This is a genomic window from Pseudaquabacterium pictum (genome assembly GCF_005403045.1).
In the GTDB taxonomy this organism is placed as follows: domain Bacteria; phylum Pseudomonadota; class Gammaproteobacteria; order Burkholderiales; family Burkholderiaceae_C; genus Pseudaquabacterium; species Pseudaquabacterium pictum.
The window spans coordinates 76,520-102,620 of sequence record NZ_BJCL01000014.1 but is presented as its reverse complement, the minus strand read 5'-3'; the positions used below and the strand labels follow the sequence as shown (position 1 = coordinate 102,620).

Below are 26,101 nucleotides of genomic sequence, written 5' to 3'. Positions count from 1 at the left end.
CCGTCACAGCTCGAAGTCGTCCCCCGGCGCGGCGGCCAGCGCGCGCTGCACCCGCTCCCGCGTCAGCGGCGCGGCGAAGGTGCTGATGAAGGCATAGACATAGTCGCGCAGGTAGCTGCCGCGGCGGATGGCCAGGCGCGTCATGTTGGCGGCGAACAGGTGGCGGGCGTCGATGGCGCGCAGGTGCGCGTCGCGCTGCTCGTCCAGCGCGATGGCCGCGACGATGCCCACGCCCATGCCCAGCTCCACATAGGTCTTGATCACGTCGGCGTCCATCGCCTCCAGCACGATCTGCGGCTGCAGCGCGGCCTTGCCGAAGGCCTCGTCGATGTGGGCGCGGCCGGTGTAGCCGGCCTCGTAGGTGATCAGCGGAAACGCGGCCAGGCGCTGCAGGCTCAGCGGCCGGCCGGCATCGGCCTCCTGCGCCAGCACATGGTCGGGCGGCACCACCACGCTGTGGGTCCAGCGGTAGCAAGGCAGGGCCAGCAGCTCGGGATACTGGGCCAGGGCCTCGGTGGCGATGCCGATGTCGGCCTCGCCGTCCAGCAGCAGGCGCGCCACCTGCTGCGGCGAGCCCTGGTGCAGGTTCAGCTGCACCTGCGGGTGCTGCAGCCGGAAATCCCGCACGGCGGCGGGCAGCGCATAGCGGGCCTGTGAATGCGTGGCCGCGATGCGCAGCGCACCCTGGCCGCTGCAGGCGAAGTCGGCCCCGGCGCGCTGCAGGTTGCCGGCTTCCTGCAACAGGCGTTCGATGATGGGCAGCACCGTCTCGCCGGGCGGCGTCAGGCCGGTCAGGCGCTTGCCGGCGCGCACGAAGAGTTCGATGCCCAGCTCATCCTCCAGTTCGCGGATCTGGCGGCTCACCCCGGGCTGCGAGGTGTGCAGCGCCGCGGCCACCTCGGTGAGGTTGAAGCCCTGGCGCACCGCCTCGCGCACCGAGCGCAGTTGCTGGAAGTTCATGGGCGCGGTCGCTTATGCAAAAAACGGATTATCAAAGCCTGTTCACAGCGGCGATCGACGTTTTCATTCCAGGCAAATGCGGCCCGCGCATGAGCCGGCCCATCCGCTCTGGCAGACTGGCCGCATGACCTCCCTGATCCTGCTGCCCGGCATGGCCTGCGATGCCGGGCTGTGGCGCCACCAGCAAGCCCCCCTGGAAGCCGCCGCACCGGGCCCGGTGGTGGTGGCCGACGTGCACGGCCGCGCCGACAGCCTGCCAGCCATGGCCGCGCTGCTGCTGGCCGAGCAGCCTGGCGATCTGCTGCTGGCCGGCTGCTCGCTGGGCGGCATGCTGGCGATGGAAGTGGCCCGCCAGGCGCCCGCCCGGGTGCGTGGCCTGGCATTGCTGGGCACCACCGCCCGGCCCGACACACCCGAGCTGGTCACGCTGCGCACCAACGCCATCGCCGAGTTCGAGGCCGGACGCGCTGAAGCCCTGCTGCGCGCCAATGCGCTGTTCGCCTTCCACCGCAACCACCAGGCCCGGCTGGTGGAAGACTACATCGCGATGGTGCTGCGCGCCGGCATCCCCAGCCTGGTGCGGCAGAACCGCGCGGTGATGGCCCGCGCCGACAGCCGGCCCACGCTGGGCCGCATCACCTGCCCGACGCTGGTGGTGGGTGGCGCCGACGACCTGCTGACCCCGCCCGAGTGCAGCCGCGAGATCGCCGCCGGCATCCCCGGCGCGCAGCTGCAGCTGCTGCCGGAATGTGGGCACATGCTCACCTGGGAACAGCCCGAGGCCGTCACCAGGCTGCTGTTGGACTGGCTGGGGCAGTTGCCGACGGCCGCCGACCCTCAAGCCTGATGACCCGCGGCGGCGGCCGCTGTTGTGCCCGACGGTGTCCATGCCTAACCTGCGCGGTGAGGAGGGCATGCCATGTCAACAACGGATCCCAAGAGCAACCCGAGCGGCGACGACGCGACGGCCCAGCTGCGCAACCAACTGGCCAAGACCGTGCTGGCGGTCTCCGGCATGGCCGTGGTGCTGCTGGGCGTGGTGGCCGTCGCCAGAGGCGACGCGAAGGACGCGATGCAGGTCTTCAACACCACCCTGGCGGTGTTCTCGTCCTGGGTTGGCACCGTCCTGGCGTTCTACTTCGGACGCGAGAACTTCGAGGCCGCCAACGAGCGGGTGAAGTCGCTGGTCGACCGGCTGTCGCCAGACGAACGCGCCTCGCAGCCGGTGTCTGCGGTGATGCGGCCGGCGTCGCAGACCACCAGCATCCAGCTCACCGCCGCCGAGGGCGAGGCGCAGTGGCTGCTGACGGCGCTGAAGGCCAAGTTCACCGGCGAGGTCAGCCGGCTGCCGGTGCTCGATGCCGACGGGCGGCCGCTGTTCATCCTGCACGGCAGCACGGTCGACAAATACCTGTCGACCGACAACCAGCAGCGCCAGACGCACACGCTGCAGCAGCTGCTGGATGCCGACGACCACCGCAAGGCCCTGGGCCCGAACCGCGGCTTCGTGCTGGTGAGCCCGACCGACAGCCTGGACACCGCCAAGTCCCGCATGGAGGCGGTGTCCGGCTGCCAGGACATCTTCGTCACCGCCGACGGCACCGCCAGCCAGCGCCTGGCAGGCTGGATCACCAACATCCGGCTGGCCAAGTTCATGCAGGCCTGACGGCGCGCCGGCTCCCCCGGGCGGTGGGCCGGGCGGCGCGGGCGCGGGCGCCTAGAATCGCGCCCCTTTCCCATCCGCCCGGCCTGGCCGAGCCCACCATGCCCGCTGCCGCCCCGGATGTCTGTGCCATCGACTTCGGCACCTCGAACTCGGCCATCGCGCTGCCGCTGGCCGATGCCGACGGCGGCGGCGTGCGCCTGGTGGCGCTGGAGGGCACGCAGCGCACCATGCCCACCGCGGTGTTCTACGCGGTGGAAGGCCTGGCGCCGCACGAGGAGCCACAGCGCCACTACGGCCGCGCCGCGGTGGCGGCGTATGTGGAGGGCATCGAAGGCCGGCTGATGCGCTCGATGAAGAGCATCCTCGGCAGCACCCTGGCCACCCAGGCCACCGAGGTGGGCGCCGGCCGCCAGGTGCAGTATCTGGACATGGTGGGCGCCTACCTGCGCCATCTGCGCGGCATGGCCGAGGCCGAGGCCGGCCATGCGCTGACCCGCGCGGTGCTGGGCCGGCCGGTGTTCTTTGTCGACGACGACCCGGAGCGCGACGCCGCCGCCCAGGCCGCGCTGGCCGAGGCGGCGCATGCGGTGGGCTTCCGCGAAGTGAGCTTCCAATACGAGCCGATCGCCGCCGCGCTGGACTATGAAAGCACCATCGACCGGGAGCAGGTGGTGCTGGTGGCCGACATCGGCGGCGGCACCTCTGACTTCAGCCTGGTGCGGGTGGGCCCGCAGCGCAGCCGCCGGCTGGACCGGCAGAGCGACATCCTGGGCAACCACGGCGTGCACATCGCCGGCACCGATTTCGACCGCCACATCGAGCTGGCGCGCATCCTGCCCGCCTGCGGCTACCGCGCCCTGGGCCCCACCGGGCGCGAGGTGCCCAGCCGCGTCTACTTCGACTTGGCCACCTGGCACCTGATCAACACGGTGTACGCGCCCGGCCGGGTGGCCGAGCTGGCGCGGATGAAGAGCTTCTACGCCGACACCCGCCAGCATGCCCGGCTGATGGCGGTGGTGACCGAGCGCCTGGGCCACGCGCTGATCGGCCAGGCCGAGGCGGCCAAGATCGCGGTGGCCGACGGCGGCCGCACCGATGTCGACCTGGACGCGCTGGAGCCCGGCCTGGTGGCCGCGCTGGACAGCGCCCAGGCCCTGGCCGCGCTGGACGCCGACATCGAGCGCATCGCCGCCGCGGCCGACGAGACCCTGGCCCAGGCCGGGCTGGAGCGCGGCCAGGTGGACGCGCTGTACTTCACCGGCGGCTCCACCGGGCTGAAGCCGCTGGCCGAGCGCATCGCGGCGCGGTTCCCGCAGGCCACCGCGATGCGCGGCGACCGCTTCGCCAGCGTGGCGCAGGGCCTGGGCATCCACGCACGCAGGCTGTACGGCGCGCGGGGCTGATCAGCCGCCGTCGCTTGGCGCGTCGAACAGCGACAGCTGAGCGGCCGATGCCGGCTCCCCGGCCGCAGCGGCGCGCCGCCGCGTCCCCTGGCCGGTCATCCGCATGCCGCTCTTGCGGCTGCCGTGGCGCTGCTGGATCGCGTCGGCCTCGCGTTGGGCATCCGGGCTGCGGCGCACGGCGGTGAAGCGCTCACGCGCCGCCCGCCAGGCGCTGGCATGGTCGACCAGCGGCGGCGGATAGCTGCCGGGGCCATCGCCGCCGATGCGGCAGCCGGTGGTCTGCTGCAGCCCGGTGGGCATGCGCCAGGGCTCGTGCACGAAGCCAGCCGGCACCCGCGCCAGTTCGGGCACCCAGCGGCGGATGAAGCTGCCGTCCGGATCCTGCACCCGCGCCTGCTCGGTGGGCGAGTAGATGCGCAGGGTGTTGATGCCGGTGGTGCCCGATTGCATCTGGCACTGGCTGAAGTGGATGCCGGGCTCGAAATCGAGGAACTGCCGCGCCAGGAACAGCGCCGGCTGCCGCCAGTGCAGCCACAGGTGGTAGGCCGCGAACGACACCAGCATGGCGCGCATGCGGAAGTTGATCCAGCCGCTGGCGTGCAGCGCCCGCATGCAGGCGTCGACCATCGGGTAGCCGGTGCGGCCGGCGCACCAGGCATCGAACCAGTCGGCACGCCAGCCGGGCTCGCCCAGGTCCGGCCGCAGGCCGTCGCAGCTGCGGGCGAAGTTCTGGAACTCGATGCGCGGCGCGTCTTCCAGCTTCTGCATGAAGTGGCAGTGCCAGCGCAGCCGGCCCTGGAAGCTCTGCACCGCGCCGGGCCAGCGCGGATCAATCGGCGCACCATCGGCCTGCAACTGCTTCAGTTCGGCCGCACGGGCGTCGGCCGCATGGCTGATGGTGCGCAGCGACACCGTGCCCCAGGTCAGGTGCGGGCTCAGGCGCGAGCAGGCCTGTTCGGCGCTCACCGGGCTGGACATGCCGCGCCTGTAGTCGACGCCGCGGGCCTGCAGAAAGCTCTGCAGCAGGGCCTGCCCCGCCGGCTCGCCGCCGGGCTGCGCCAGCGGCTTGGGTGTGCCGTGGCGCGGCACCAGCCCCGGCGGCGGAAGTTGCACCGGCACGCCGGTGGCCGGCGTGATGTGCTCGGGCGCCGGCAGCGGCGGCGCGGCCATGCGGCGGTCCCAGCGGGCGGCCCAGCCGTTGCGGCTGGCCAGCGGCCGGAACACACCGCACTGCGGCAGCTCGTTCCACACCACGCCCCGGGCGCGGCACCAGGCCAGCACCGCGCGGTCGCGGTCCCAGGTCAGGCGCTGGCCGATTTCCTCATGGCTCCACAGGTGGGTGAAACCGGTGGCGGCGTGCAGGGCGTCGAGCACCGGCACCGCTTCGCCCCAGCGGCGCACCAGGCAGCCGCCGCGGGCGGCCAGGGCCTGGGCCAGGTCGGCCAGGCTCTGGTCGATGAATTGGGCGTGGCTGGCATCGAAAAGGTCGGATGCCAGCAACGAAGGCTCGGTGATGTGCAGGGCCACCACCGGCCCGCGCGCCGCGGCCTGGGCCAGCGGCGCGTGGTCTTGCAGGCGCAGGTCGCGCTTGAACCAGACAACCTGCGTCATGGCAGCGGCGCGGGCGTGCCGCGCGGCCGGTCAGGCCATCAGGCCTTCTTGTTCCAGGCCGTGCACCAGCCCTTGCCGTTGACCTGCTTGTTGGCCACGATGGCGCAGGGTGCCCAGGCGTCGGCGGGCTTGCCGGCGTACAGCGCGCAGTTGCTGCAGACGCTGCCCTTCTTGTAGGGCGCGTTCTTGGCTTCGTCGAGCTTGGAGGCGTCGTGCACGTACTTCACGGCCTTGGCTGCGGGATCGCTTTCCTCGATCTTGGCGGCCTGCGCGTTGGCGCGCAGGCTGGCGCCGACGGCCAGGGTGGCGGGCACGAGTTGCAGGATGAAGGTGCGGCGTTGGGTCATGGCAAGCTTTCAGAGGCCGGAGTTGTGGGATCCCCGGTGCCGCTCCGGCGGCCGCATCGGGGTGAACCTGGGAGTGTGGCGGGCCTGGCCGTGTAGCTGGCAAGGTAGTTGACCGCCGTGCTGTGGCACCAGTGTGCGCGGTGCAACACAGGTGTGTAACGCAGGCCGGTGATGGCCTGTTGACACAGGCCGCCCGCGGCCATCGCGCTGGCCAGCTCGGCCGGCGTGACGAAATCCGCCCAGCGGTGGGTGCCGCGCGGCAGCAGCCGCAGCAGCCATTCGGCACCGACGATGGCCAGCAGGAAGCTGCGCCAGGTGCGGTTGATGGTGGACGCCACCACCAGACCGCCCGGCGCCAGGTGGGCCAGCGCGCTGCGCACGAAGGCCGGCACATCCTGCACATGCTCCACCACCTCCAGCAGCAGCAGCACATCGAACTGCTCGCCGGACTGCAAGGCCTGGGCCGGCTCGCCGGCGCGGTAGTCGATGGCCAGGCCACCGGCGGCGGCATGGTCGCGGGCGATGGCGATGCTGCGGGCTGCCGCATCGACGCCGGTGACGGTGGCGCCGGCGCGGGCCAGCGGCTCGCACAACAGGCCGGCGCCGCAGCCCACGTCCAGCACCCGCAAACCGCCCAGGCCGGCGCCCGGCTGGCGGCCGAAGTGCGCCTCGGCCAGCGCCTGCACCTTGCCCTGGCGCAGCTGGTTCAGCACATGCAGCGGCCGCATCGGGCCGCGGGCATCCCACCAGGTGGCGGCCAGCCGGTTGTAGCGGGCCTGCTCGTCGGGGCGGATGCTCGCGCCGGCGGGCACAACGGAGTCAGTAGCGACGATCACAAGCTGGATGTTGCGCTTTCGAACCCGGTTTGTCGCGCTTTCAGCGCATCAGCGAGCGCCAGCCTCGCCTTTTCCGATGCAAAGCTGCATCAACCACCGCGGCGTGGCGGGCCCTTGCGCGGGCCGGACGGCGGCCGCGGCGGTGCGCCGCGGGCCGGCCGTGGGCCGTGGCGCGGTGCGGCGGCCAGCGCGCCGGCCACCGGGCGCGCCACGTCGGCCATCAGCAGCACGCTGCGCACCAGGTCTTCCACCGCCTCGGCCAGGGTTTCGGGCGGGGCCAGGGTCTCGATCTCGGCGAGCAGCTCGTCGGCGTCTTCCAGATCGTCGGGATCGAGGTGGCGGTACAGCGTGGCCAGCGGCTCGAGCAGCGCATCTTCGTGCCGGTCCATCAGCGTGGTGAAGGCATCGACCGCGGTGGCGAAGCCGGCCACCCAGGGCAGCACCGTTTCGGTCAGCGTGGCCTCGTCGTCGAGCTGGTAGATCCAGGGGTCGAACCACTGGCGGCGGGCGATTGCGGCGTCGAGCTCGGCATGGCGGCGCAGCACCAAGGCGCGCATGGTGGCCAGATCGAAGCGGGCGGGCGGCGCGCGGCCGTCGATGTCGGGGATCAGCGGCAGCCAGCGCTCGGCCGGCACCGGCTGCGGCTGCAGCAGCACGCCGCAGAGGTAGCCGTCGATCATCACCACGTCCAGCGGCTCCAGCGTGTCGGGGATGCCGTCCATCAGCGCCTGCAGCTGCGCCAGCTCGTCTTCCGTGAGGGGCTGCACGGCAGCGGCGGCCGGTGCCGCGGCGGCAGGCCGGGGCGGCCGGGCAGCGGGGCGGCCGGGCGGGCGCCCGGCAGGGGGACGGCGGGGCGGTGGGGTGGTCATCCGGGGATTGTCGCCGCCGGCCCGCCGCCAGGTCAGCCTTCGCCGCCGCCCATCAACGCAGGCAACACGAACGCAAAGGCCGCGCCGGTGGCCAGGAGCAGCAACGAGACGCCGTACACCACCAGCGACCAGCGCCGCGTGCGCAGGCAGGCGGCACGCAGTTGCGGATCCAGCGGGCAGGGCGCCGTGCGGTTGCGCCACTGCAGCACACCGCCGGCCAGCATCAGCACGCTGGCCGTGCCGAACACCCAGCCCTTGTGCTCGCTGAGCCACACGATCTGCGGCACCGCCGCCACCAGCCCCGACAGCGCCGCGCCAGCGCCCAGCATCACCAGCAGCGCCGGCAGCGCGCAGCACACCAGCGTGCCGGAGCTCGCCAGCAGCGACAGCCAGGCCGAGAGCGCCGACTGCCGCAGTTCGGCGCGCCCGTCGCCCGCGTCCGCCAGCGGCGCCATGCGGCCCGCCTCCGACGGGCGCATCACTTGGCCTTCATCTCGGCGCGGATGGCCGCCACCGTCTGCGGGACCGGCTGCGTGGCCGTGACCTCGTAGCCGGCCTCGACGATCTCGGCCTTGACCTTGGCGACATCGAGCTGCATGCCCGCCTTCGGCTGCACGGCCACGACCTTCTGCGCCAGGTTGATGTACAGCGGCCCGGTCTCGTTCAGCTTGGTCAGGCGCTTCTCGATGCCCTGCGCACAGAACGCGCAGACCATGCCGTTGACGGCGAACTTGACGGTGCCGGCATCGCCGGCGGCGGCGCCCGGCGCAGGGGTCTGGGCCAGCGCAGCCAGGCTGGCGACGCCGAGGACGAGCGCGGTGAGGATCTTCTGCATGGGGATCTCCTGGAGGATGGGGGTCGGATTCAGTGGTTGAACATCAGGTTCAGCATGCCGCCGTCGCGGTTGACGCCGAGCTCGACGAACCAGCGGCGGTGGATGAAGCGCAGCATGGGCGTCAGCAGGGTGCCTTCCTGCAGCGAGCCGGCGCTGTAGCGCGTGCGCTCGGCCTCGATCAGCAGCCAGGGCTGGATGCCTTCGTAGTCGGCCTCCCAGAACGAGAAGCCGGTGCGCACACGCGCCACGTCATGGCGCAGGCTGTCCTCGCCGCGCAGCAGCTTGACGCTGCCACCGAGGTAGAGACGGGTGGTCTCGTAGTCGGCCATGAACGCCGCTGCGCCGTAGCCGCCCTGGCCGGCTGGGCGGCCATGGCCGCCGGCAAGGCGCAGCTGCCCGGCATCGCCCAGCAGCCACAGGTTGGCCTGCGCATGCGGCAGGTTCCAGCGGTGCAGGCGGTGCGTGAGGCTCAGGCCCGCGCTTTCGCGCACCAGGCTGGTGCCGTGGGCCGCGGGCTCCTCCCAGCGGCGCAGCACGGCGCCAGGGGCCCAGGTCTGCGCCACCGCGTAGTTGACGCCCAGGCTGCGCGTGGACGGCGTGCTGTCGAGCATCAGCATCCAGCTCTCGTAATGGCCCATCGGCAGGGCCGAGGCTGTTCCGTGCAGGGCCAGCACGGCGGCGGCCAGCAACGCCGGCAGGCCGGGGCCTGACGGCGCCCGGAATGGGGATCGGTTCATCGGATTCCTGACGAAGGCAAAGACAGATCACACCGGCGCAGGGCCATGCCCCGCCGCCGGCGGCCGCGGTGCGTCGTCAGACCCGGGGTGGGCGCTCGGGCAGTGGCAGCGCAGGCGGGCTGTGGCCTTGCAGCACCGCCGCTGCGGCGGCCGTGCCGGCCGCATCCCGCACGCTGCCGGCGGCGGGCTGACACAGGTCAGCGCCATGGCACAAGCTGCACAGCAGACAGCCGCTGGCCGCTTCGTCGGGCAGGTCACCTTCGGGTGCCTCCACCGCCGCATGACAGGGCGGCACCGGGAGCGCGCTGGCGGCCGACTGCGGCGCAGCCATCGACAACCACATGCTGGCCTCGGCCCAACCGCGCAGCGGCAGCAGGGCCAGCAGCAGGGCCAGCAGCAAACCGCCCCATGTCTGGCGGCTGCGGTGGAGGGTGGCGAAACTCGGCATGTCCATGACAAGGTCAAGGCCGAATTGTGCGCCGATGCGGTCGAACCCGCAGACCGCGGGCCAAACCCGCGGCACCGCACCGCCGGGATTCAGGCCGCGGCATCGAACGCTTCCACTGCGTGGTCGATGAAGGCCCGCACCTTGGGTGCGATGAAGCGGTGGCCGGGAAACACCGCGTGCACCGGGACCGGCTGTGGCGTCCACATCGGCAGCACCGGCACCAGCAGGCTGGCCGCGTGCGCCTGCACGGTGTGCAGCGGCAGCCGCGCGATCCCCAGGCCCGCCAGGCAGGCCTGCAGCAGCAGCGAGATGCTGTTGGCCCGCACGCGGGCGGGTGCGCCGCCGCGCCGCTCGATGCGCTGCACGGCGGCGCCGGGCTCGGGCGGCAGCAGCGTCCAATCGGTGCGGCCGCTGCCGGTGGCAAACATCAGCAGCGCATGCGCGCGCAGCTGCTCCGGCGCCAGCGGCACCCCGGCGGTCGCCAGGTAGGCCGGGCTGGCAAACAGCCCGTAGCGCAGGCTGCCCAGCAGGCGGGCGGACAGCCGCGAGTCGTCCAGCGCGCCCACCCGCAGCGCCAGGTCGATGCCCTCATGCACCAGGTCGATGCGACGGCTGCTGTAGTCCACATCCACCGCCATCTGCGGCCAGCGCTGCAGGTAGCCGGTGATCCAGCGGTTGGCGGCGACGAGCGCGAAATCATGACCGCAACTCAGCCGCAAGGTGCCGCTGGGCGTGGCCTGCTGGGCGCGGGCGAACTGCACCAGCTCGTCGGTGGCGCCCAGGATGGACAGCGCCCGCTCGTAGACGGCCTGCCCGCCATCGGTGACACGCAGGCTGCGGGTGCTGCGCTCCAGCAGGCGCAGCCCGAGCTCGCGCTCCAGCGCCGCCACCGTGCGCGACAGGCGGGCCTTGTCGGTGCCCAGCACCGCCGCCGCCGCGGTGAAGCTGCCGGCCTGGACCACCTTGCAGAAGGCCTCCATGCGGCTCAGTTCCATTGTTGTCTCCTATAACAACGATGAGTTTCATTCTGGCCGATTGATGGATCTTCTGCCCGACCAGATCATGGCCCCCATCCCGCCGGACCCCCAAGGAGCCCCCATGGCCACCGACACCAATCCCAGCGGCACCGCGCCGCGCCGCGTGCTGATGATCGCTGCCAACCCGGCCACCAGCCCCACCACCGGCTGGCCCATCGGCGTGTGGGCGGCCGAACTCACGCATCCCCACTGGACCTTCACCGAGGCCGGCTACGAGGTCGAGATCTGCAGCCCCGAGGGCGGCGCCCTGCTGCTCGACAGCTACTCCGACCCGCGAGACGCCAGCGGCTATTCGGCCCACGACCTGATCAGCCTGGGCTTCCTGTCCAGCCCGGCGCATGCCGCCAAGCTGCAGGCCACGCAGCGGCTGGCCGACGTCGACCTGTCCCGCTTCGACGCGGTGTTCGTGGCCGGCGGCCAGAGCCCGATGGTGAGCTTCATCGACAACACCGCGCTGCACCGCACGCTGGCCCAGGTGTACGAGGACGGCAAGGTGCTGGCCCTGGTGTGCCACGGCACCTGCGTGCTGCTGAAGACGGTGCTGTCCGACGGCCGCCTGCTGGTGCACGGCAAGACCTGGACCGGCTTCGCCAACAGCGAAGAGGCCTATGCCGACAGCTTCATCGGCATGCGCATCCAGCCGTTCTGGATCGAGGACGAGGCGCGCAAGATCGCCGGCACGAATTTCGTCGTCGACCAGAAGTTCCGCGCCTTTGCGGTGCGCGACGGGCGGCTGGTCACCGGCCAGCAGCAATGCTCGGGCGCGGCAGCGGCGGCCCTGGTGATCGAGGCCCTGGGCCGTTGAACGGGGGATGACCATGCACACGATGCGACGCCGAGGGCTGGCGCTGCTGCCCTTGCTGGCGGTGGCCACGGCCTGCACGACGGGCCTGCCCGTCGCTCCGAAACCCACCTTCGTCCTGGTCCACGGGGCATTTCAGGACGAGCGCGCCTGGAGCGAGGTGGTGCCCCGGCTCCAGGCCGCCGGCCACAAGGTCGTGGCCGTGCGCCTGCCCGGCCGTGCGGGGGACACCACGCCGCTGGCGCAGATCACGCTCGACAGCTACCGCGCGCAGGTGGCCGCCGCGGTCAGCGCCGAGCCCGCACCAGTGGTGCTGGTGGGCCACAGCTTCGGCGGCATCACCATCGCCAACGTGGCCGAGGCGATGCCCGCGCGCATCCGCGCCCTGGTCTTCGTCGGCGCCTACCTGCCGCAGGCCGGCGCGGCCGACCAGAGCATGGCCAAGCTGGCCGAGCGCGACCGCTGGAACGGCTTCACGCCGCAGAACTTCGTCGTCGCCAAGGACTACAGCACGGCCGGCGTGCTCGAGCAAGACGTGGTGATGCTGTTCTGCGGCGACTGCAGCGCGGCCGACCAGGCCCGCACCCTGCGTGACTTCCACCAGCGCGAGCCGCTGAAGCCCGCTGGCACGCCGGTGGCCCTGACGGCCGAACGCTACGGCCGCGTGCCCAAGGTCTACATCCAGACGCTGCGCGATCGCGCCATCAGCCCGCAGATGCAGCAGCAGATGCTGGAGCGCACGCCAGTGGCGCGGGTGGTGCCGATCGACAGCGGCCACTCGCCCTTCCTGAGCCAGCCGGCGGCACTGGCGCAGGCCCTGCTGGAAGCGGCAGGTGGATGAGCCCGCCGGCGCGGGCGTGACCGCCATCGTCACACGCCACGTCAAGCCCGGCCATGAGGCCGCCTACGAGGCAGCACTGGCCGCACTGCAGGCCGATGGTGCGCAGTTCGACGGCTACCTGGGCGCCACCACGCAGCGCCCCGCGCCGGGTGCGGCCCCGCTGGCCTACACCAGCGTCATCCGCTTCGCCAGCGTGGCGCAGTTGCGCGCCTTCGAGCGCAGCGAGCGGCGCGCCGCGTTCGCCGCGGCGGTGGCGCCGCATGTGGTGGCCGACGCCGCCTGGGCCGAGCAGACCGGCCTGGAGTTCTGGTTCAGCCCGCCCGCCGGTACCGTGGTGCCGCAGCCGGTGCGGTGGCGCATGGCGGTGTTGATGGTGGCCGTGGTGTGGGGGCTCGTCACGCTGGTCGGCGGCGCAATCGCGGTGCTGTGGCCGCAGGGGCCGCCCTGGCTGCGCCTGCTGCTGACCATCGCCATCGAGGTGGCACTGATGACCTGGTGGCTGATGCCGCTGCTGACGCGCCGGCTGGCGCGCTGGATCTACCCTGCTTCGCGGCAGCGGGCCGCCTGACCCCCCACTGGACACACCACACCCGGAGGACACCCGATGCCCGACACCGATCTGCTGCAGGGCCGCTGCCACTGCGGCGCCGTGCGTCTGACTGTGCCGGCCACGCGCTTCGGCATCGTCGCCTGCCACTGCGAGGACTGCCAGCAGCTGCACGGCAAATTCTTCGCGATGATCGCCGCCGACCGCGAGGCCGTGCGCCTGGAGGGCGAGGCGTCGGTGCAGCGCCACGACTCCAGCGCGACGGTGGTGCGCGCCTTCTGCCGCAACTGCGGCAGCCGCCTCTACAAGGACGCCCAGGGCTCGCCCCGGCTGCTGCTGGCGGCGGGCCTGTTCGGCCGCCATACCGGCATGCGGCTGCGCAAGCATGTCTGGGACGCCAGCAAGCCCGACTGGTACGAACTGCCGGCGCTCGATGCCCCGGGCACGCCCTGAACGCAGCGCGCGGCGCGACGCACTCATTCCCCGAAGCCCGCCCGCAGGCCCTCCCGCAGGTGCGCCACCAGCGCCTGCACCGCCCGCGGCACGTAGGGGCTGTAAGGCCGGATGGCGTACAGGTGCGCGCCAAAGCTGCCCACCGGCTGCCAGCCCGGCAGCACCGGCACCAGCTTGCCGGCGCGTAGCGCAGCCTGGGCGCTGAAGTCGGGCAGCAGGGCGATGCCCAGGCCGGCCAGCGCCGCCTCGCGCAGGGCCTCGCTGTTGTTGGCGGCGAACGGGCCGGCCACCGGCACGGTGACCTTGGTCCCGCCATCGACACCGACCGGCGCCAGCTGCCAGGCCGGCGCATCGCCGGGGCGCAGGTAGTGCAGGCAGTCGTGCTGCGCCAGATCGGCCGGCGCTGCGGGCGTGCCGCGGCGGCGCAGGTAGGCGCGGCTGGCCACCAGCACCGAGCGGGTGGCGCACAGCGTCCAGGCGGTGTGCGTCTCGGGCGGGGCGTGGGTGTGGCGGATGGCCAGGTCGTAGCCCTCCTGGGCCAGCGGCACCAGGCGGTCCGACAGGTCCAGGTCCAGCCGCACCTCGGGGTGGGCGCGCAGGAAGGCCGGCAGCAGCGGCACGATCTGCTGGCGTGCCAGCGCCACCGGCGCGGTCAGCCGCAGCCGGCCGCGCGGCGTGGCGGCCAGGTCCTTGATGCCGGCAAAGGCGGTGCCGATGGCCTCGAAGGCGCCGCCGGTCGCATCGGCCAGCTGCTGGCCGGCCTCGGTCAAGCGCACGCTGCGGGTGGTGCGCAGCACCAGCGGCACGCCGGCGGCGCGCTCCAGCTCGCTGATGCGCTGGCTCATCGCCGCCTTGCTGAAGCCCAGGCGTTGCGCCGCGGCGGTGAAGCTGCCCAGCGTGCCCAGCACGCACAGCCAGTGCACATGGCTCCAGAGGGTCTCGATGCGGCGCAGGTCCATGTCGTCTGTTCTGGGTTCCGGTCAGTCATTGTTCATGATCATGAACAATGATTCCAGCAGCGACCCGCTAGTCGCCATCGGCTGCACTGCCTAGACTGCAGCCCTGTTCGCCAACCAGCCGGAGACACGCCATGGGCGCCCCTGAAGCCTTCACCCAGACCACCGACGTCGGCCACTACATCGGCGGCCGCGCCGTGCCCGGCAGCAGCGGGCGCCAGCAGGCCGTCTACAACCCGGCCACCGGCGCTGTGGCGCGCCAGGTGGCGCTGGCCAGCACCGACGAGGTGGCGGCCGCGGTGGCCAATGCCAAGGCCGCCCAGCCGGCCTGGGGTGAGCTGCCCCCCATCCGCCGCGCGCGGGTGCTGAACAACTTCCTGGCGCTGCTGAACCAGCACAAGGACACCCTGGCCGCGATGATCAGCGCCGAGCACGGCAAGGTGTTCACCGATGCCCAGGGCGAGGTGGCCCGCGGCATCGACATCGTCGAGTTCGCCTGCGGTGCGCCGCAGCTGCTGAAGACCGCCTTCACCGACCAGGTCTCCACCGGCATCGACAACCACACCCTGCGCCAGCCGCTGGGCGTGGTGGCGGGCATCACGCCGTTCAACTTCCCCTGCATGGTGCCGCTGTGGATGTTTCCGCTGGCGCTGGCCACCGGCAATGCCTTCATCCTGAAGCCCAGCGAGCGTGACCCGAGCTGCAGCCTGTTCATGGCCGAGCTGCTGAAGCAGGCCGGCCTGCCCGACGGCGTGTTCAACGTGGTGCAGGGCGACAAGGTGGCGGTGGACGCGCTGCTGGCCCACCCGGACGTGAAGGCGGTCAGCTTCGTCGGCAGCACGCCGATCGCGCAGTACATCTACGAGACCGGCGCCCACCACGGCAAGCGGGTGCAGGCCCTGGGCGGCGCCAAGAACCACCTGGTGGTGATGCCCGACGCCAATGTGGAGCAGGCGGTCGATGCGCTGGTGGGCGCCGCCTACGGCTCGGCCGGCGAGCGCTGCATGGCCATCAGCGTGGCGGTGCTGGTGGGCGACATCGCCGACCAGATCGTGCCGAAGGTGGCCGCCCGCGCCCGCACGCTGAAGGTGACCAACCCGATGGACCTGAGCGCCGAGATGGGCCCGATCGTCACTGCCCAGGCGCGTGACCGCATCGAGGGCTACATCGCCACCGGCGTGGCAGAAGGCGCCACCCTGGTCGTCGACGGCCGCGGCCTCAAGGTGCCCGGCTTCGAAGGCGGCTTCTTCACCGGCGGCACGCTGTTCGACCATGTGACGCCGGCCATGCGCATCTACAAGGAAGAAATCTTCGGCCCGGTGCTGGCCTGCGTGCGCGTGCCCGACTTCGCCACCGCGCTGCAGCTGGTCAACGACCATGAATTCGGCAACGGCGTGTCGCTCTACACCAGCGATGGCGGCATCGCCCGCGAGTTCACCCGCCAGGTGCAGGTGGGCATGGTCGGCGTGAACGTGCCCATCCCGGTGCCGATGGCCTGGCATGGCTTCGGCGGCTGGAAGAAGAGCCTGTTCGGCGACATGCATGCCTATGGCGAAGAGGGCGTGCGTTTCTACACCAAGCAGAAGAGCGTGATGCAGCGCTGGCCCGAGAGCATCGCCAAGGGCGCCGAGTTCAACTTCCCCACCGGGCGCTGAGCGGGCGGGGCGCGCCGGGCACGGCATGATGCGGCCTGCGGCCACCAGGCTGCCGCAGGAGACCCGCCCGATGCCCGACCACCGCCCCCCGCGCCCCACCCTCACCTGGCTGGCACTGCCTGCCCTGGCCGCCCTGCTGGCCAGCTGCGCCAGCACCGCGCCCAGCGGCGGCACGCCCTGCGGGCAGCTGCCGTCGGCACTGAAGGCGATAGGCAAGCTCGACATCACCGACACCCGCAACCTGCCCGCCGATGACAAGGGCCGCCCGGCGCACTGCCTGGTCACCGGCAAGCTGAACGACCGCCAGGGCGACGATGGCAAGCGCTATGCCATCGGCTTCGAGATGCGGCTGCCGCAGAACTGGAACCAGCGCTTCCTGCACCAGGTCAACGGCGGCAATGATGGCGTGGTGGTGCCGGCCTTCGGTCCGCAGGGCGCCACCCTGCCTGATGCGCTGACCCGCGGCTTCGCGGTGCTGAGCAGCGATGCCGGCCATGCCGGTGAAGACCCGGCCAACCTGGCCACCGGCCTGGTGCGCGGCAATGTCTTCGGTCTGGACCGCCAGGCCCGGCGCGACTACGGCTATGCCGCCACCGATGCGCTGTGGCCGGTGGCCCAGGCCTTGATCAGCAGCCACTACGGCAAGCCGGCGCAGCGCCATTACATGGCCGGCTGCAGCAACGGCGGGCGCCACGGCATGGTGGCGGCCAGCCGGCAGGGCAGCCGCTACGACGGCATCCTGGCCAGCGCCCCCGGCTTCAACCTGCCCAAGGCGGCTGTGCAGCATGCCTGGGATGTGCAGGCCTGGCGCAGCGTCGACCCCGACATCCGCCGCGCCTTCAGCCCGGCCGACCTGAAGCTGGTGGCCGACCGGGTGCTGGCCCGCTGCGATGCACTCGACCTGCTGGTCGACGGCATCGTCGGCGACCTGGCGCGCTGCCAGAAGGTGTTCAAGCTGGCCGAACTGCAGTGCGCCGCCGGCAAGGCCGATGGCTGCCTCAGCGCCACCCAGGTGGCGGCGCTGCAGCGCAGCTTCGACGGCCCACGCAACAGCCGCGGCCAGCAGCTCTACAGCGACTGGTCGTTCGACGCCGGCATCGCCGCCGGCGGCTGGCGCACCTGGAAGCTGGAATCCACCGTGCCGCCCTGGGACAAGATGCCGATCATCGCGGTGATGGGCGCGGGCTCGCTGTCGCACATCTTCACCACGCCGCCCACCCCGGTGCGCGGCACGCCGGCCGACCTGGTGGCCTACCTGGCGGCCTTCGACTTCGACCGCGATGCGCCGAAGATCTTTGCCAGCAATGCGCTGTTCACCGAATCGGCCATGGCCTTCATGACGCCGCCCGATGCGGAGAACCCGCTGCTGACCGAGTTCGCCCGCCGCGGCGGCAAGATGATCGTGCTGCACGGCAACAGCGATCCGGTGTTCTCGGTCAACGACACGCTGCGCTGGGCCGACCGGCTGCAGGCCAACCTGGGGCTGGCCAAGGCCGGCCAGGTGGCGCGGGTGTTCCCGGTGCCGGGCATGGGCCACTGCCAGGGCGGCCCGGCCACCGACCAGGTGGATGCGCTGGACGCGCTGGTCAACTGGGTGGAGAAGGGCCAGGCGCCCGACCGCCTGGTGGCCAAGGTGAACCCGGCCAACAAGGAGCTGCCGGCCAGCTGGTCGCCGCAGCGCAGCCGGCCGCTGTGCCCGCATCCGCAGGTGCCGCGCTATGCCGGCGGCGATGTGGAATCCGCCGCCAGCTTCCGCTGCGCCAATCCCTGAACCCACGGCCGACCAAGATGACCACCGACCACACCCCGCTGCCACCGCCGCCGCTGCTGATCCCGATGACCCAGGTGCACTGCCAGGTGGGCGCGCTGGTCACGCTGGGACCGGGCCCGCACGGCGAGCGCCGCTTCGTGCCGCTGCGCGGCGGCACGGTGCGCGGGCCCGAGCTGAACGGCACGCTGGTCGAGGGCGGTGTCGACTGGCAGGTCAACCGGGCCGATGGCGCGCTGGACATCGCCGCGCACTACGTGATCCGCGCCGACGACGGCGGCTTGATCGAGGTCAGGAGCGATGGCGTGCGCCACGGTCCGCCGGAGGTGATGGCGCGGCTGGCCCGTGGCGAGAACGTGCCGCCAGCCGCGTACTACTTCCGCACCGCCGTGCGCTTCACCACCGGCGCGCCGGCCTGGCTGCACCTGAACAAGCTGATCGCCATCAGCGTGGGCCGGCGCGAGGCCAGCGTGGTGAAGCTGGACTTCTACCGCCTGACCTGAGCGGCCAGGGGGCAGCGCTCACTCTTCCAGCAGGCTGCGCAGCATCCAGGCCGTCTGCTCGTGCACCGTCAGGCGCTGGGTCAGCAGGTCGGCGGTGGGCTCGTCGCCGGCCTTGTCGGCCAGCGGGAAGATGCCGCGCGCGGTGCGGGCCACGGCCTCATGCCCCTCGACCAGGATCTTGACCATGGCCAGCGCCTTGGGCGGCGTGATGGGCGCATCGGGCAGTGTCGACAGCGCGGCGAACTGCGCATACGAGCCCGGCGCGGTGTGGCCCAGCGAGCGGATGCGCTCGGCCACCGGGTCCACCGCATTCCACAGCTCGGTGTACTGGACCATGAACATCGCATGCAGCGTGTTGAACATCGGCCCGGTGACGTTCCAGTGGAAGTTGTGGGTCGTCAGGTACAGCGTGTAGGTGTCGGCCAGCAGCTGGCTCAGCCCGCCGGCGATGGCGGCGCGGTCCTTCTCGCTGATGCCGATGTTGATGGCGGTGGCGGTCTTCGGGGTCTTGGCGGTCTTGGCCATGGGTGTCCTTGGTGGTGGTCGTCAGGGGATCGGTTGCCGGCGCGCTTGGACTGGAGGGGCTGACCCGCGCCATTGTGGGCGAATGGCCCGACGCAGGCGCGGCACGGATCAGGGCCCGAGTGCGGTGCAAGGCAGCACACCGGGCCGATCGCCGGGCTGCGCCGCGCCCCAGGTCAGCACCGGTTCGGTGGGCGCCAGCGGGCCCGGCGCACCCAGCAGATGCAGCCAGGCGGCAGCGACGTCGCGGTGCGCCAGCGGCGGCGCCTGCCTGGCCAGCGCAGCCAGGCGCTGCGGTCGGCCGCTGTCGGCGAAGGCGCGGTTCCACAGCACCAGCACCGGCACGGTGGTGTCATGCCGGCCATTGACCGGCCCAGCGTGGAACTGCTTGCCGGTGCCGTCGGACGCCAGGTTCTCGCCGTGGTCGCTGGTGAACACCAGGTAGGCCGGCTCGGCCAGGCCGTCCATGAAGCGCGCCAGCCGCAGCAGCAGCTGGGTGCCGAACTCGGCCGCACGCTGGTAGCGCAGTTCGTCCAGCGCCGACCCGCTCAGCCCCGCCGGCTCCGACGGGAACAGCCCGGCGGGATAACGCTCGTGGTAGGGGAAGTGCTGGCCGTAGAGATGCACCAGTGCTGCCCGGGTGGGCGCGCGGGTGCGCTGCACGAAGTCTTCGACCACCGCGATGGCCTGCTCGTCGCTGGCACTGAAGTACGACGACGACAGCTTCTGCTGCCAGTCGTGCCCCGCCTCGGGGACGACCCAGATCTCGTGGTTGTTGACGTAAGCCGTGCGGGCACCCGCTGCCTTGGCCAGTGCCAGCAGCGTGGGCTGGCCGTCGGCCAGGGCGGGGTCGGGCGAGGTGGCCGCGGTGATCAGCTTGGGCACCGACACGAAGGTGCCGTTGCCACCAGCACAGGCATCGGGCAAGCGCTGACCCAGGCCGCTGGCCAGGCGCTCGGCCAGCGCATCGGACGCCCGGCCCCGGCCGGGGCGCAGCAACGCGTCGGCGCGCAGCGACTCACCCACCAGGAAGATGGCCACGCCTGGTTCGGCCTGGTAGTCCACCCGCGCGGTGGTTGCATCGCGTGGCAGCTTGGCAAGTCGGTTGTCGGGCAGGATGGCGCGGTCGAGCGTCTCCGAGAGCAACGACTTGGCCGACCCGAGCTGGAACAGCACGGGCACCGAGATGTGCGCCTCGGGCCCGAGCCAGCGGGACAGCTCGCGTCCCCAGCGCGCATCGTGCACGACCAACAGCAGCGGCAGCAGCGTGACCAGGAACAGCGCGGCCACCGGTCCGCCCCGGGCAGGACGGCAGCCCCTTGCCAGCCGCAGCGCCAGCCAGACGCTGCCGATGGTGAGCAGGCCCACCACGCCGAAGCTCGGCAGGCGCAGCGCCAGGCCGGCGGCGTCGATCACCTCGCGGTAGGCGCCGGCGGTCAGCGATTCCAGGCTGGCCAGCGACGGACCCACGCCGGTCACCGCCACGGTGGCCGTCCAGGCCAGGGTGGACGGCAGCAGCAGCAACAGCAGCCAGGCCGACAGCCGCAGCCCGCGTCCAGGCATGCTGGCCAACAGGACCGCGCAAAACAGTGCGCCCGCGGCCACCGGCCCTGGGTGCAGCAGCCGGCCGTGGCCCAGCGGCCAGATCAGCAGCGGCGCCAGGGCCGCCAGCAGCACGGCCAGCCGGGCCCGCCCATCACCCGCTGTCATCGGTCGGCTGCTGGCGCGCCGGCACTGGCGGCGTGCCGCACCGCGCCAGGCAGCGGCGACAGCTGCCACAGCGTGGCCGGCGGCAGATTGCGCCACACGGTGTGCAGCCGCTTCCAACCCTGGGTCGGACCGTCGGACGGGAACGGGAGGCGCCCGCCATAGCTGTACTGCAACAGCCGCCAGTCCCGTGTCCGACTGGTCTGGCGGGCGATGGCAGCCAGCACGCGCTGGCGGTCAACCGCCTTGAGCGATCCGAACGGCAGCGACGACACCAGCGTGAGCCGTTCGGCCGGCCCGGGCAGCAGTTCATCCAACTGCGACGCGCAGCAAGCGTGCACCGGCGTCCCGGGAAAGCGCCGGCGCAGCCCCTCCGCCAGCTGCGGATTCGCTTCCAGCAACTGCAGCGACGCGAAGGCCTGGCTGTGCTGGACCAGGGCCTGGCTGATGGCGCCGGTGCCAGCACCGATCTCGATCACATGACCGGGCGGCTCTGCAAGCGTCAGATCCAGCATGGCCTGGGCCAGCGCAGGCCCGGATGGCAGCAATGCACCCACGCGGCGCGGATCGTCACGCAGGGCCTGCCAGAACCCGAGCAGCGGCCCGGCGGGCCGCGGAGCCCGCAACGGCATCCTCGGCCAGAAGCTCACTTGCTGCCGGCGAGCCTGGCCTTGACGTCCTGGCCCACGCCCTTGTTGACGAACTGGTAGGTGGCCACCTGGGCCAGGTCGACCTCGCCGGCCTTGTACAGGCCGGCCTTGACCATCTGCTCGTAGAAGTCCTTCACCCGGGCGGCGTTCATCGCGCCGATGCCCTTGCTGCCGGCCTCGCCCGAATCGACGATGCCCTGGCTCTTCATCAGCGCCACGCTGGCCTCCATCTCGGCCACCGTCATCTCCGGGTTGTCCTTGATCATCATCGCGTTGGCGGCCTTGCGGTCGCCGTACAGGTAGTTCACCCAGCCGATGGCCGATGCATCGACGAAGCGCTGCACCAGGTCAGGCTTGTTCTTCACCGTGTCGGTGCGGGCCTCGATCACCGTGCTGTAGGTGCTGAACCCATGGTCGGCCAGCAGGTGCACCACCGGCTTGAACTTGCCCTGGTTCTCCACGTAGATCGGCTCGGCCACCGAGTAGCCCTGCTGGATGGACTTGTTGTTGGCCAGGAACGGACCCAGGTTGTAGTTGTAGGGCTTGAGCGCCTCGTCCTTGAAGCCGTGCGTCACCTTCAGCCACTGCCACCAACTGAACTGGCCGTCCTTGGCGATCAGCGCCAGCGGCGCATTCTTCAGCGCCTCGAACTTCTCGTAGCCCTGTCCGGGGTGGGCCATCAGCGCCTGCGGATCCTTCTGGAACATGGCGGCCACCACCACGGTGGGCACCTTGTTCTTGACGTTGTCGAAGCTGTGCAGCAGGTTGCCGGTCATCAGGAAATCGATGCGGCCGGCCGGCAGCAGCGGCCGGTTGTTGACCTGCGGCCCGCCGGGCTGGATGGTGACCTCCAGACCGTACTTCTTGTAGGTGCCGTCGGCCACCGCCTGGTAGAAGCCGCCATGCGCGGCCTGGGCTTTCCAGTTGGTGGCGAAGGTGATCTTGTCCTGGGCGATGGCCGGCGCGGCCAGCAGGGCGGCGGCGGCCAGGAGCGTGAGGCGTGCGCGCATGGGCGGGGTCCTTGTCGAGGGTTTCAAGCGGCTCAATCGGGGCGGGTCGATTCCGAAGCATGCCACGACCCCAACAGCCAGGCGGAGAGGGCATTGAACAGCGCGAAGATGCCGACGCCGGTCAGCACCAGCAGGGTGAGTGCGGCGAACATCTTCGGCGTCTCGGTGCGGAAGCTCGCCTCCAGGATGCGCGAGGCCAGGCCAGTCTCGCGGCCGGCGGCCCCGGCCACCATCTCGGCCGTCACCGCGCCGATCAGGCTCAGTCCGCCGCTGATCTTCAGCCCCGCCACGAAGTAGGGCAGCGCCGCCGGCAGGCGCAGCAGGCGCAGGCGCTGCCAGGGCGTGGCGCGGTACAGGCGGAACAGGTCGCGCAGGTTGGCATCGGCCGCGCGCAGGCCGATCACCGTGTTCGACAGGATCGGGAAGAAGGCCACGATCCAGGCGCACAGCAACAGCGCGGCGGTGGTGCTGTGCACATAGATCAGGATCAGCGGCGCCACCGCCACGATGGGCGTGACCTGCAGCACCACCGCCACCGGGAACAGCGCCCGCTCCAGCGTGGGCGACAGCGCAAAGGCTGCGGCGATCAGCACGCCGCCGGCGCAGGCCAGGGCCAGCGCGCCGGCGGTGATCTTCACCGTCACCCACCAGCTGCCGGCCAGCGAGCCGAAGTGGGCCACCAGCGTCTGCGCCACCAGGCTGGGCGCGGGCAGCGTGTAGGCCGGGATCTCGGCGGCGCGCACCAGCAGCTCCCAGCCGGCCAGCAGGCCCAGCAGCACCAGCGCGGGCAGGGCCCAGGTCTTCAGCGACGACCTCATGCGGCGTGCGGCGCCGCGGCATGGGCCGCCGCCAGCGCCTCGCCCAGCTGGCGGCAGTGGTCGCTGAACGCCGCGCTGTGGCGGAAGCCCGCCGGCCGCGGATACGGCGCGTCTATCGCCAGTTCGGCCACCACCCGGCCGGGACGGGCGGCCATCACCAGCACCCGCTGGCTCAGGTACACCGCCTCGGCCACGCTGTGGGTGACGAACAGCGCCGCCATGCCGCCGTCGGCATGCCACCACGCCAGCAGGTCGGCATTCAGCGCCTGGCGGGTGATGTCGTCCAGCGCGGCGAAGGGCTCGTCCATCAGCAGCACCCGTGGCCGGGTGACCAGGGCGCGGGCGATGGAGGCGCGCATCTTCATGCCGCCCGACAGCTGCTGCGGATGGGCGCCGGCAAAGTCGGCCAGGCCCACCCGGGCCAGCACCGCCTGCACCGCCGGCAACGCCTGGGCGCGGGGCTGGCCCTGCAGGCGCAGCGGCAGCCAGACGTTGTCGGCCACCGTGGCCCAGGGCATCAGCGTGGGCTCCTGGAAGACGAAGGCGGTGTCGCTGGTGCCCGTCGTGTCCAGCGCGGGTGCCTGCACGGTGCCGCTGGTGGGTGCGTCCAGCCCGGCGGCCAGGCGAAGTACGGTGCTCTTGCCGCAGCCCGAGGGGCCCAGCAGGGCGACGAACTCGCCGCCCCGCACCGCCAGCGACACACCGGCCAGCGCCTGCAGGCCGGTGGGGAAACGCTTGTCGACGTGGTGCAGGCGGATCAGCGGGTCGGACACAGGCATGGGCACCGAGTGTGCCCGCAAACCCGCGCCGGCCCGCCCTGCCGGGACATCAGGCGATGTCGAAGCGGTCGAGCTGCATCACCTTGGCCCAAGCCGCCACGAAGGCCTGCACGAAGGCGGGCTGCCCGTCGCTGCTGCCGTAGACCTCGGCCAGCGCGCGGAGCTGGGCGTTGGAGCCGAAGGTCAGGTCGACCACCGTGCCGGTCCAGCGCAGCGCGCCGGTGGCGCGGTCGCGGCCTTCCAGCACGCTGGCATCGGCGGCAGAGCGGGCCCACACCGTGCCCATGTCCAGCAGGTGCACGAAGAAGTCGTTGCTCAGCACGCCGGGCCGGTGGGTGAACTGGCCGTGGGCCGCACCGCCGGTGTTGGCGCCCAGCACCCGCAGGCCGCCCACCAGGGCCGTCATCTCCGGTGCGGTCAGCGTCAGCAGGTTGGCGCGGTCGACCAGCAGCTCGGCCGCGCGGGCCTGCAGCCCGGGGTGGGCGACGAAGTTGCGGAAGCCGTCGGCCTGCGGCTCCAGCACCGCGAAGGCGTCCACATCGGTCTGCTCGGGCGTGGCATCGGTGCGGCCCGGGGTGAAGGGCACGGTCACCGCCACGCCGGCGGCCTGGGCCGCAGCCTCCACCGCGGTGCCGCCGGCCAGCACGATCAGATCGGCCAGCGAGATGCGCTTGCCGCCGGTGGCGCGGGCGTTGAAGTCGGCCTGGATGCGTTCCAGCACCGGCAGCACCGTGGCCAGCTGCGCCGGGTTGTTGGCGGCCCAGTCCTTCTGCGGCGCCAGGCGGATGCGTGCGCCGTTGGCGCCGCCGCGCTTGTCGCTGCCGCGGAAGGTGGAGGCCGAGGCCCAGGCCGTGCCCACCAGCTGGGCCACCGTCAGGCCCGAGGCCTGCACCTGGGCCTTCAGCGCGGCGATGTCCTGCGCATCGACCAGGGCATGGTCGACCGGCGGCACCGGGTCCTGCCAGATCAGGGCTTCGCTGGGCACCAGCTTGCCCAGGTAGCGGCTGCGCGGGCCCATGTCGCGGTGGGTGAGCTTGAACCAGGCGCGGGCGAAGGCATCGGCAAAGCCGGCCGGGTCGGCCAGGAAGCCGCGGGCGATCCGCTCGTAGGCCGGGTCGGCGCGCAGCGCCAGGTCGGCGGTGGTCATCATCGGCTGGTGGCGCTTGGTGGGGTCGTGCGCATCGGCCACCGTGCCGGCACCGGCATCACCCACCGGCTTCCACTGGTGGGCGCCGGCCGGGCTCTTGGTCAGCTCCCAGTCATAGCCGAACAGCGTCTGCAGGTAGCCCATGTCCCAGGTGGTGGGGTTGGGCTTCCAGGCGCCTTCGATGCCGCTGGTGGTGGCATGCACGCCCACGCCGCTGCCGAAGGCGTTCTTCCAGCCCAGGCCCTGCTCGGCGATGTCGGCGCCCTCGGGTTCCACGCCCACCAGGGCGGCATCACCGGCACCGTGGGCCTTGCCGAAGGTGTGGCCGCCGGCCACCAGGGCCACGGTCTCGGCGTCGTCCATCGCCATGCGGGCGAAGGTCTCGCGGATGTCGCGGGCCGAAGCCAGCGGGTCGGGCTTGCCGTCCGGACCTTCCGGGTTGACGTAGATCAGGCCCATCTGCACGGCGGCCAGCGGGTTGTCGAGTTCCCGGTCGCCGCGGTAGCGGCTGTTGGCCTCGGTGCTGGCGGCCAGCCATTGGCCTTCCGATCCCCAGTAGATGTCGTCTTCCGGCTCCCAGATGTCGGGCCGGCCACCGGCGAAGCCGAAGGTCTTGAAGCCCATGCTGTCCATGGCCACGGTGCCGGCCAGCACCAGCAGGTCGGCCCAGGAGAGCTTCTGGCCGTACTTCTGCTTGATCGGCCACAGCAGGCGGCGGGCCTTGTCCAGGTTGCCGTTGTCAGGCCAGCTGTTCAGCGGCGCGAAGCGCTGGGCGCCATGGCCGGCGCCGCCGCGGCCGTCGGCGATGCGGTAGGTGCCGGCGGCATGCCAGCTCATGCGCACGAACAGCGGGCCGTAGTGGCCGTAGTCGGCCGGCCACCAGGGCTGGCTGTCGGTCATCAGCGCCTTCAGGTCGGCGACGACGGCGTCCAGGTCCAGCGTCTTGAAGGCCGCGGCGTAGTCGAAGCCGGCGCCCAGCGGGTCGACCTTGGCCGAGTGCTGGTGCAGCATCTTCAGGTTCAGCTGGTTGGGCCACCAGTCGGCATTGGTGCGGGCGGCGGCCACGGCCTGCGGGCGGGCGCCATGGCCGAAGGGGCAGCCGGCGGCTTGGACAGCGGACGGGGCAGTGGGCTGGTTCATGCAGGTCTCCTGGCAGTGGATCGGATCAGCGTGCCGCCACTGTAGAAACCGCGC

At 71.9% G+C, this 26,101-nt stretch carries 28 protein-coding genes; 10 read left to right on the top strand and 18 right to left on the bottom strand.

Annotated elements, in window-relative coordinates; translation table 11 throughout:
- Window positions 1–3 precede the first annotated feature (3 nt).
- Window positions 4–960 carry a CysB family HTH-type transcriptional regulator gene (locus tag FFT10_RS21515; protein ID WP_137734932.1) on the bottom strand — a complete coding sequence of 319 codons (957 nt, stop codon included), beginning with the start codon at window positions 958–960 and terminating at the stop codon, window positions 4–6.
- A 124-nt stretch (window positions 961–1,084) separates the two neighbouring features.
- Here FFT10_RS21515 and FFT10_RS21510 point away from each other — a divergent pair, with 124 nt between their 5' ends.
- The 3 genes from FFT10_RS21510 to FFT10_RS28380 all read left to right on the top strand — a co-directional run bounded on the left by FFT10_RS21510 (window position 1,085) and on the right by FFT10_RS28380 (window position 4,029).
- Window positions 1,085–1,807 (top strand): alpha/beta fold hydrolase, encoded by a 723-nt coding sequence (locus tag FFT10_RS21510; protein ID WP_137734931.1) that lies wholly within the window; start codon window positions 1,085–1,087, stop codon window positions 1,805–1,807.
- Window positions 1,808–1,879: 72 nt separating this feature from the next.
- Window positions 1,880–2,626: a hypothetical protein gene (locus FFT10_RS28385; protein ID WP_228027226.1), complete on the top strand. Its 747-nt coding sequence runs from the start codon at window positions 1,880–1,882 to the stop codon at window positions 2,624–2,626.
- A 98-nt stretch (window positions 2,627–2,724) separates the two neighbouring features.
- Window positions 2,725–4,029, top strand: coding sequence for an Hsp70 family protein (locus tag FFT10_RS28380; RefSeq protein ID WP_228027225.1), 1,305 nt, complete (start codon window positions 2,725–2,727; stop codon window positions 4,027–4,029).
- On the opposite strand, the gene FFT10_RS21500 is transcribed toward FFT10_RS28380, so the two are convergent.
- From FFT10_RS21500 to FFT10_RS21460, 9 genes are all read right to left on the bottom strand, one after another.
- Complete coding sequence (locus FFT10_RS21500) at window positions 4,030–5,640, bottom strand: cryptochrome/deoxyribodipyrimidine photo-lyase family protein (RefSeq protein WP_137734929.1); 1,611 nt, start codon at window positions 5,638–5,640, stop codon at window positions 4,030–4,032.
- Between the two features lie 38 nt (window positions 5,641–5,678).
- A complete protein-coding gene (locus FFT10_RS21495; protein ID WP_137734928.1) occupies window positions 5,679–5,987 on the bottom strand; it encodes a high-potential iron-sulfur protein in 309 nt (102 codons plus the stop codon).
- Window positions 5,984–6,799: a bifunctional 2-polyprenyl-6-hydroxyphenol methylase/3-demethylubiquinol 3-O-methyltransferase UbiG gene (gene ubiG, locus FFT10_RS21490; RefSeq protein ID WP_137734927.1), complete on the bottom strand. Its 816-nt coding sequence runs from the start codon at window positions 6,797–6,799 to the stop codon at window positions 5,984–5,986. Before ubiG ends, FFT10_RS21495 begins: the two co-directional genes overlap by 4 nt.
- A gap of 113 nt (window positions 6,800–6,912) precedes the next feature.
- Window positions 6,913–7,590 (bottom strand): YecA/YgfB family protein, encoded by a 678-nt coding sequence (locus tag FFT10_RS21485; protein WP_228027224.1) that lies wholly within the window; start codon window positions 7,588–7,590, stop codon window positions 6,913–6,915.
- 134 nt (window positions 7,591–7,724) lie between these two features.
- Window positions 7,725–8,171 carry a hypothetical protein gene (locus FFT10_RS21480; protein WP_228027223.1) on the bottom strand — a complete coding sequence of 149 codons (447 nt, stop codon included), beginning with the start codon at window positions 8,169–8,171 and terminating at the stop codon, window positions 7,725–7,727.
- On the bottom strand, window positions 8,171–8,527 hold the full coding sequence (locus tag FFT10_RS21475; RefSeq protein WP_137734925.1) for a heavy-metal-associated domain-containing protein: 357 nt from the start codon (window positions 8,525–8,527) through the stop codon (window positions 8,171–8,173). Before FFT10_RS21475 ends, FFT10_RS21480 begins: the two co-directional genes overlap by 1 nt.
- 29 nt (window positions 8,528–8,556) lie before the next feature.
- Complete coding sequence (locus tag FFT10_RS21470; protein WP_137734924.1) at window positions 8,557–9,264, bottom strand: hypothetical protein; 708 nt, start codon at window positions 9,262–9,264, stop codon at window positions 8,557–8,559.
- Window positions 9,265–9,340: 76 nt separating this feature from the next.
- Window positions 9,341–9,718: a hypothetical protein gene (locus FFT10_RS21465; RefSeq protein WP_137734923.1), complete on the bottom strand. Its 378-nt coding sequence runs from the start codon at window positions 9,716–9,718 to the stop codon at window positions 9,341–9,343.
- Between the two features lie 83 nt (window positions 9,719–9,801).
- Complete coding sequence (locus tag FFT10_RS21460) at window positions 9,802–10,707, bottom strand: LysR family transcriptional regulator (RefSeq protein WP_137734922.1); 906 nt, start codon at window positions 10,705–10,707, stop codon at window positions 9,802–9,804.
- A gap of 103 nt (window positions 10,708–10,810) precedes the next feature.
- Here FFT10_RS21460 and FFT10_RS21455 point away from each other — a divergent pair, with 103 nt between their 5' ends.
- Genes FFT10_RS21455 through FFT10_RS21440 form a run of 4 tightly spaced genes read left to right on the top strand, consistent with a single transcriptional unit; the run spans window position 10,811 to window position 13,392 of the window.
- The gene (locus FFT10_RS21455) at window positions 10,811–11,554 is read left to right on the top strand and encodes a type 1 glutamine amidotransferase domain-containing protein (RefSeq protein ID WP_137734921.1); all 744 of its coding nucleotides are present in this window, start codon (window positions 10,811–10,813) and stop codon (window positions 11,552–11,554) included.
- Window positions 11,555–11,567: 13 nt separating this feature from the next.
- Window positions 11,568–12,392, top strand: coding sequence for an alpha/beta fold hydrolase (locus FFT10_RS21450; protein WP_162520875.1), 825 nt, complete (start codon window positions 11,568–11,570; stop codon window positions 12,390–12,392).
- Window positions 12,385–12,960, top strand: coding sequence for an antibiotic biosynthesis monooxygenase (locus FFT10_RS21445; RefSeq protein WP_137734919.1), 576 nt, complete (start codon window positions 12,385–12,387; stop codon window positions 12,958–12,960). Before FFT10_RS21450 ends, FFT10_RS21445 begins: the two co-directional genes overlap by 8 nt.
- Window positions 12,961–12,996: 36 nt before the next feature.
- On the top strand, window positions 12,997–13,392 hold the full coding sequence (locus FFT10_RS21440) for a GFA family protein (RefSeq protein WP_137734918.1): 396 nt from the start codon (window positions 12,997–12,999) through the stop codon (window positions 13,390–13,392).
- A gap of 23 nt (window positions 13,393–13,415) precedes the next feature.
- Here FFT10_RS21440 and FFT10_RS21435 read toward each other — a convergent pair whose 3' ends face one another.
- A complete protein-coding gene (locus FFT10_RS21435) occupies window positions 13,416–14,351 on the bottom strand; it encodes a LysR family transcriptional regulator (protein WP_137734917.1) in 936 nt (311 codons plus the stop codon).
- A 131-nt stretch (window positions 14,352–14,482) separates the two neighbouring features.
- Here FFT10_RS21435 and FFT10_RS21430 point away from each other — a divergent pair, with 131 nt between their 5' ends.
- The 3 genes from FFT10_RS21430 to FFT10_RS21420 all read left to right on the top strand — a co-directional run bounded on the left by FFT10_RS21430 (window position 14,483) and on the right by FFT10_RS21420 (window position 18,274).
- Complete coding sequence (locus FFT10_RS21430; protein WP_137734916.1) at window positions 14,483–16,003, top strand: CoA-acylating methylmalonate-semialdehyde dehydrogenase; 1,521 nt, start codon at window positions 14,483–14,485, stop codon at window positions 16,001–16,003.
- Between the two features lie 70 nt (window positions 16,004–16,073).
- Entirely contained in the window at window positions 16,074–17,774 is a 1,701-nt protein-coding gene (locus tag FFT10_RS21425; RefSeq protein ID WP_137734915.1) for a tannase/feruloyl esterase family alpha/beta hydrolase, read from the top strand.
- A gap of 17 nt (window positions 17,775–17,791) precedes the next feature.
- Window positions 17,792–18,274: a DUF3237 domain-containing protein gene (locus tag FFT10_RS21420; RefSeq protein WP_137734914.1), complete on the top strand. Its 483-nt coding sequence runs from the start codon at window positions 17,792–17,794 to the stop codon at window positions 18,272–18,274.
- 18 nt (window positions 18,275–18,292) lie between these two features.
- Here FFT10_RS21420 and FFT10_RS21415 read toward each other — a convergent pair whose 3' ends face one another.
- The 7 genes from FFT10_RS21415 to katG form a co-directional block, all read right to left on the bottom strand.
- Window positions 18,293–18,799, bottom strand: coding sequence for a Dps family protein (locus tag FFT10_RS21415; RefSeq protein WP_137734913.1), 507 nt, complete (start codon window positions 18,797–18,799; stop codon window positions 18,293–18,295).
- A 108-nt stretch (window positions 18,800–18,907) separates the two neighbouring features.
- On the bottom strand, window positions 18,908–20,506 hold the full coding sequence (locus FFT10_RS21410; protein WP_137734912.1) for a sulfatase-like hydrolase/transferase: 1,599 nt from the start codon (window positions 20,504–20,506) through the stop codon (window positions 18,908–18,910).
- Window positions 20,503–21,153: a class I SAM-dependent methyltransferase gene (locus FFT10_RS21405; protein WP_137734911.1), complete on the bottom strand. Its 651-nt coding sequence runs from the start codon at window positions 21,151–21,153 to the stop codon at window positions 20,503–20,505. Before FFT10_RS21405 ends, FFT10_RS21410 begins: the two co-directional genes overlap by 4 nt.
- The gene (locus tag FFT10_RS21400) at window positions 21,150–22,163 is read right to left on the bottom strand and encodes an ABC transporter substrate-binding protein (RefSeq protein ID WP_137734910.1); all 1,014 of its coding nucleotides are present in this window, start codon (window positions 22,161–22,163) and stop codon (window positions 21,150–21,152) included. Before FFT10_RS21400 ends, FFT10_RS21405 begins: the two co-directional genes overlap by 4 nt.
- Window positions 22,164–22,195: 32 nt before the next feature.
- Window positions 22,196–22,981: an ABC transporter permease gene (locus tag FFT10_RS21395; protein ID WP_137734909.1), complete on the bottom strand. Its 786-nt coding sequence runs from the start codon at window positions 22,979–22,981 to the stop codon at window positions 22,196–22,198.
- Window positions 22,978–23,760 carry an ABC transporter ATP-binding protein gene (locus FFT10_RS21390; protein WP_137734908.1) on the bottom strand — a complete coding sequence of 261 codons (783 nt, stop codon included), beginning with the start codon at window positions 23,758–23,760 and terminating at the stop codon, window positions 22,978–22,980. Before FFT10_RS21390 ends, FFT10_RS21395 begins: the two co-directional genes overlap by 4 nt.
- A 49-nt stretch (window positions 23,761–23,809) precedes the next feature.
- Entirely contained in the window at window positions 23,810–26,047 is a 2,238-nt protein-coding gene (gene katG / locus FFT10_RS21385; RefSeq protein ID WP_137734907.1) for a catalase/peroxidase HPI, read from the bottom strand.
- Window positions 26,048–26,101 lie beyond the last annotated feature (54 nt).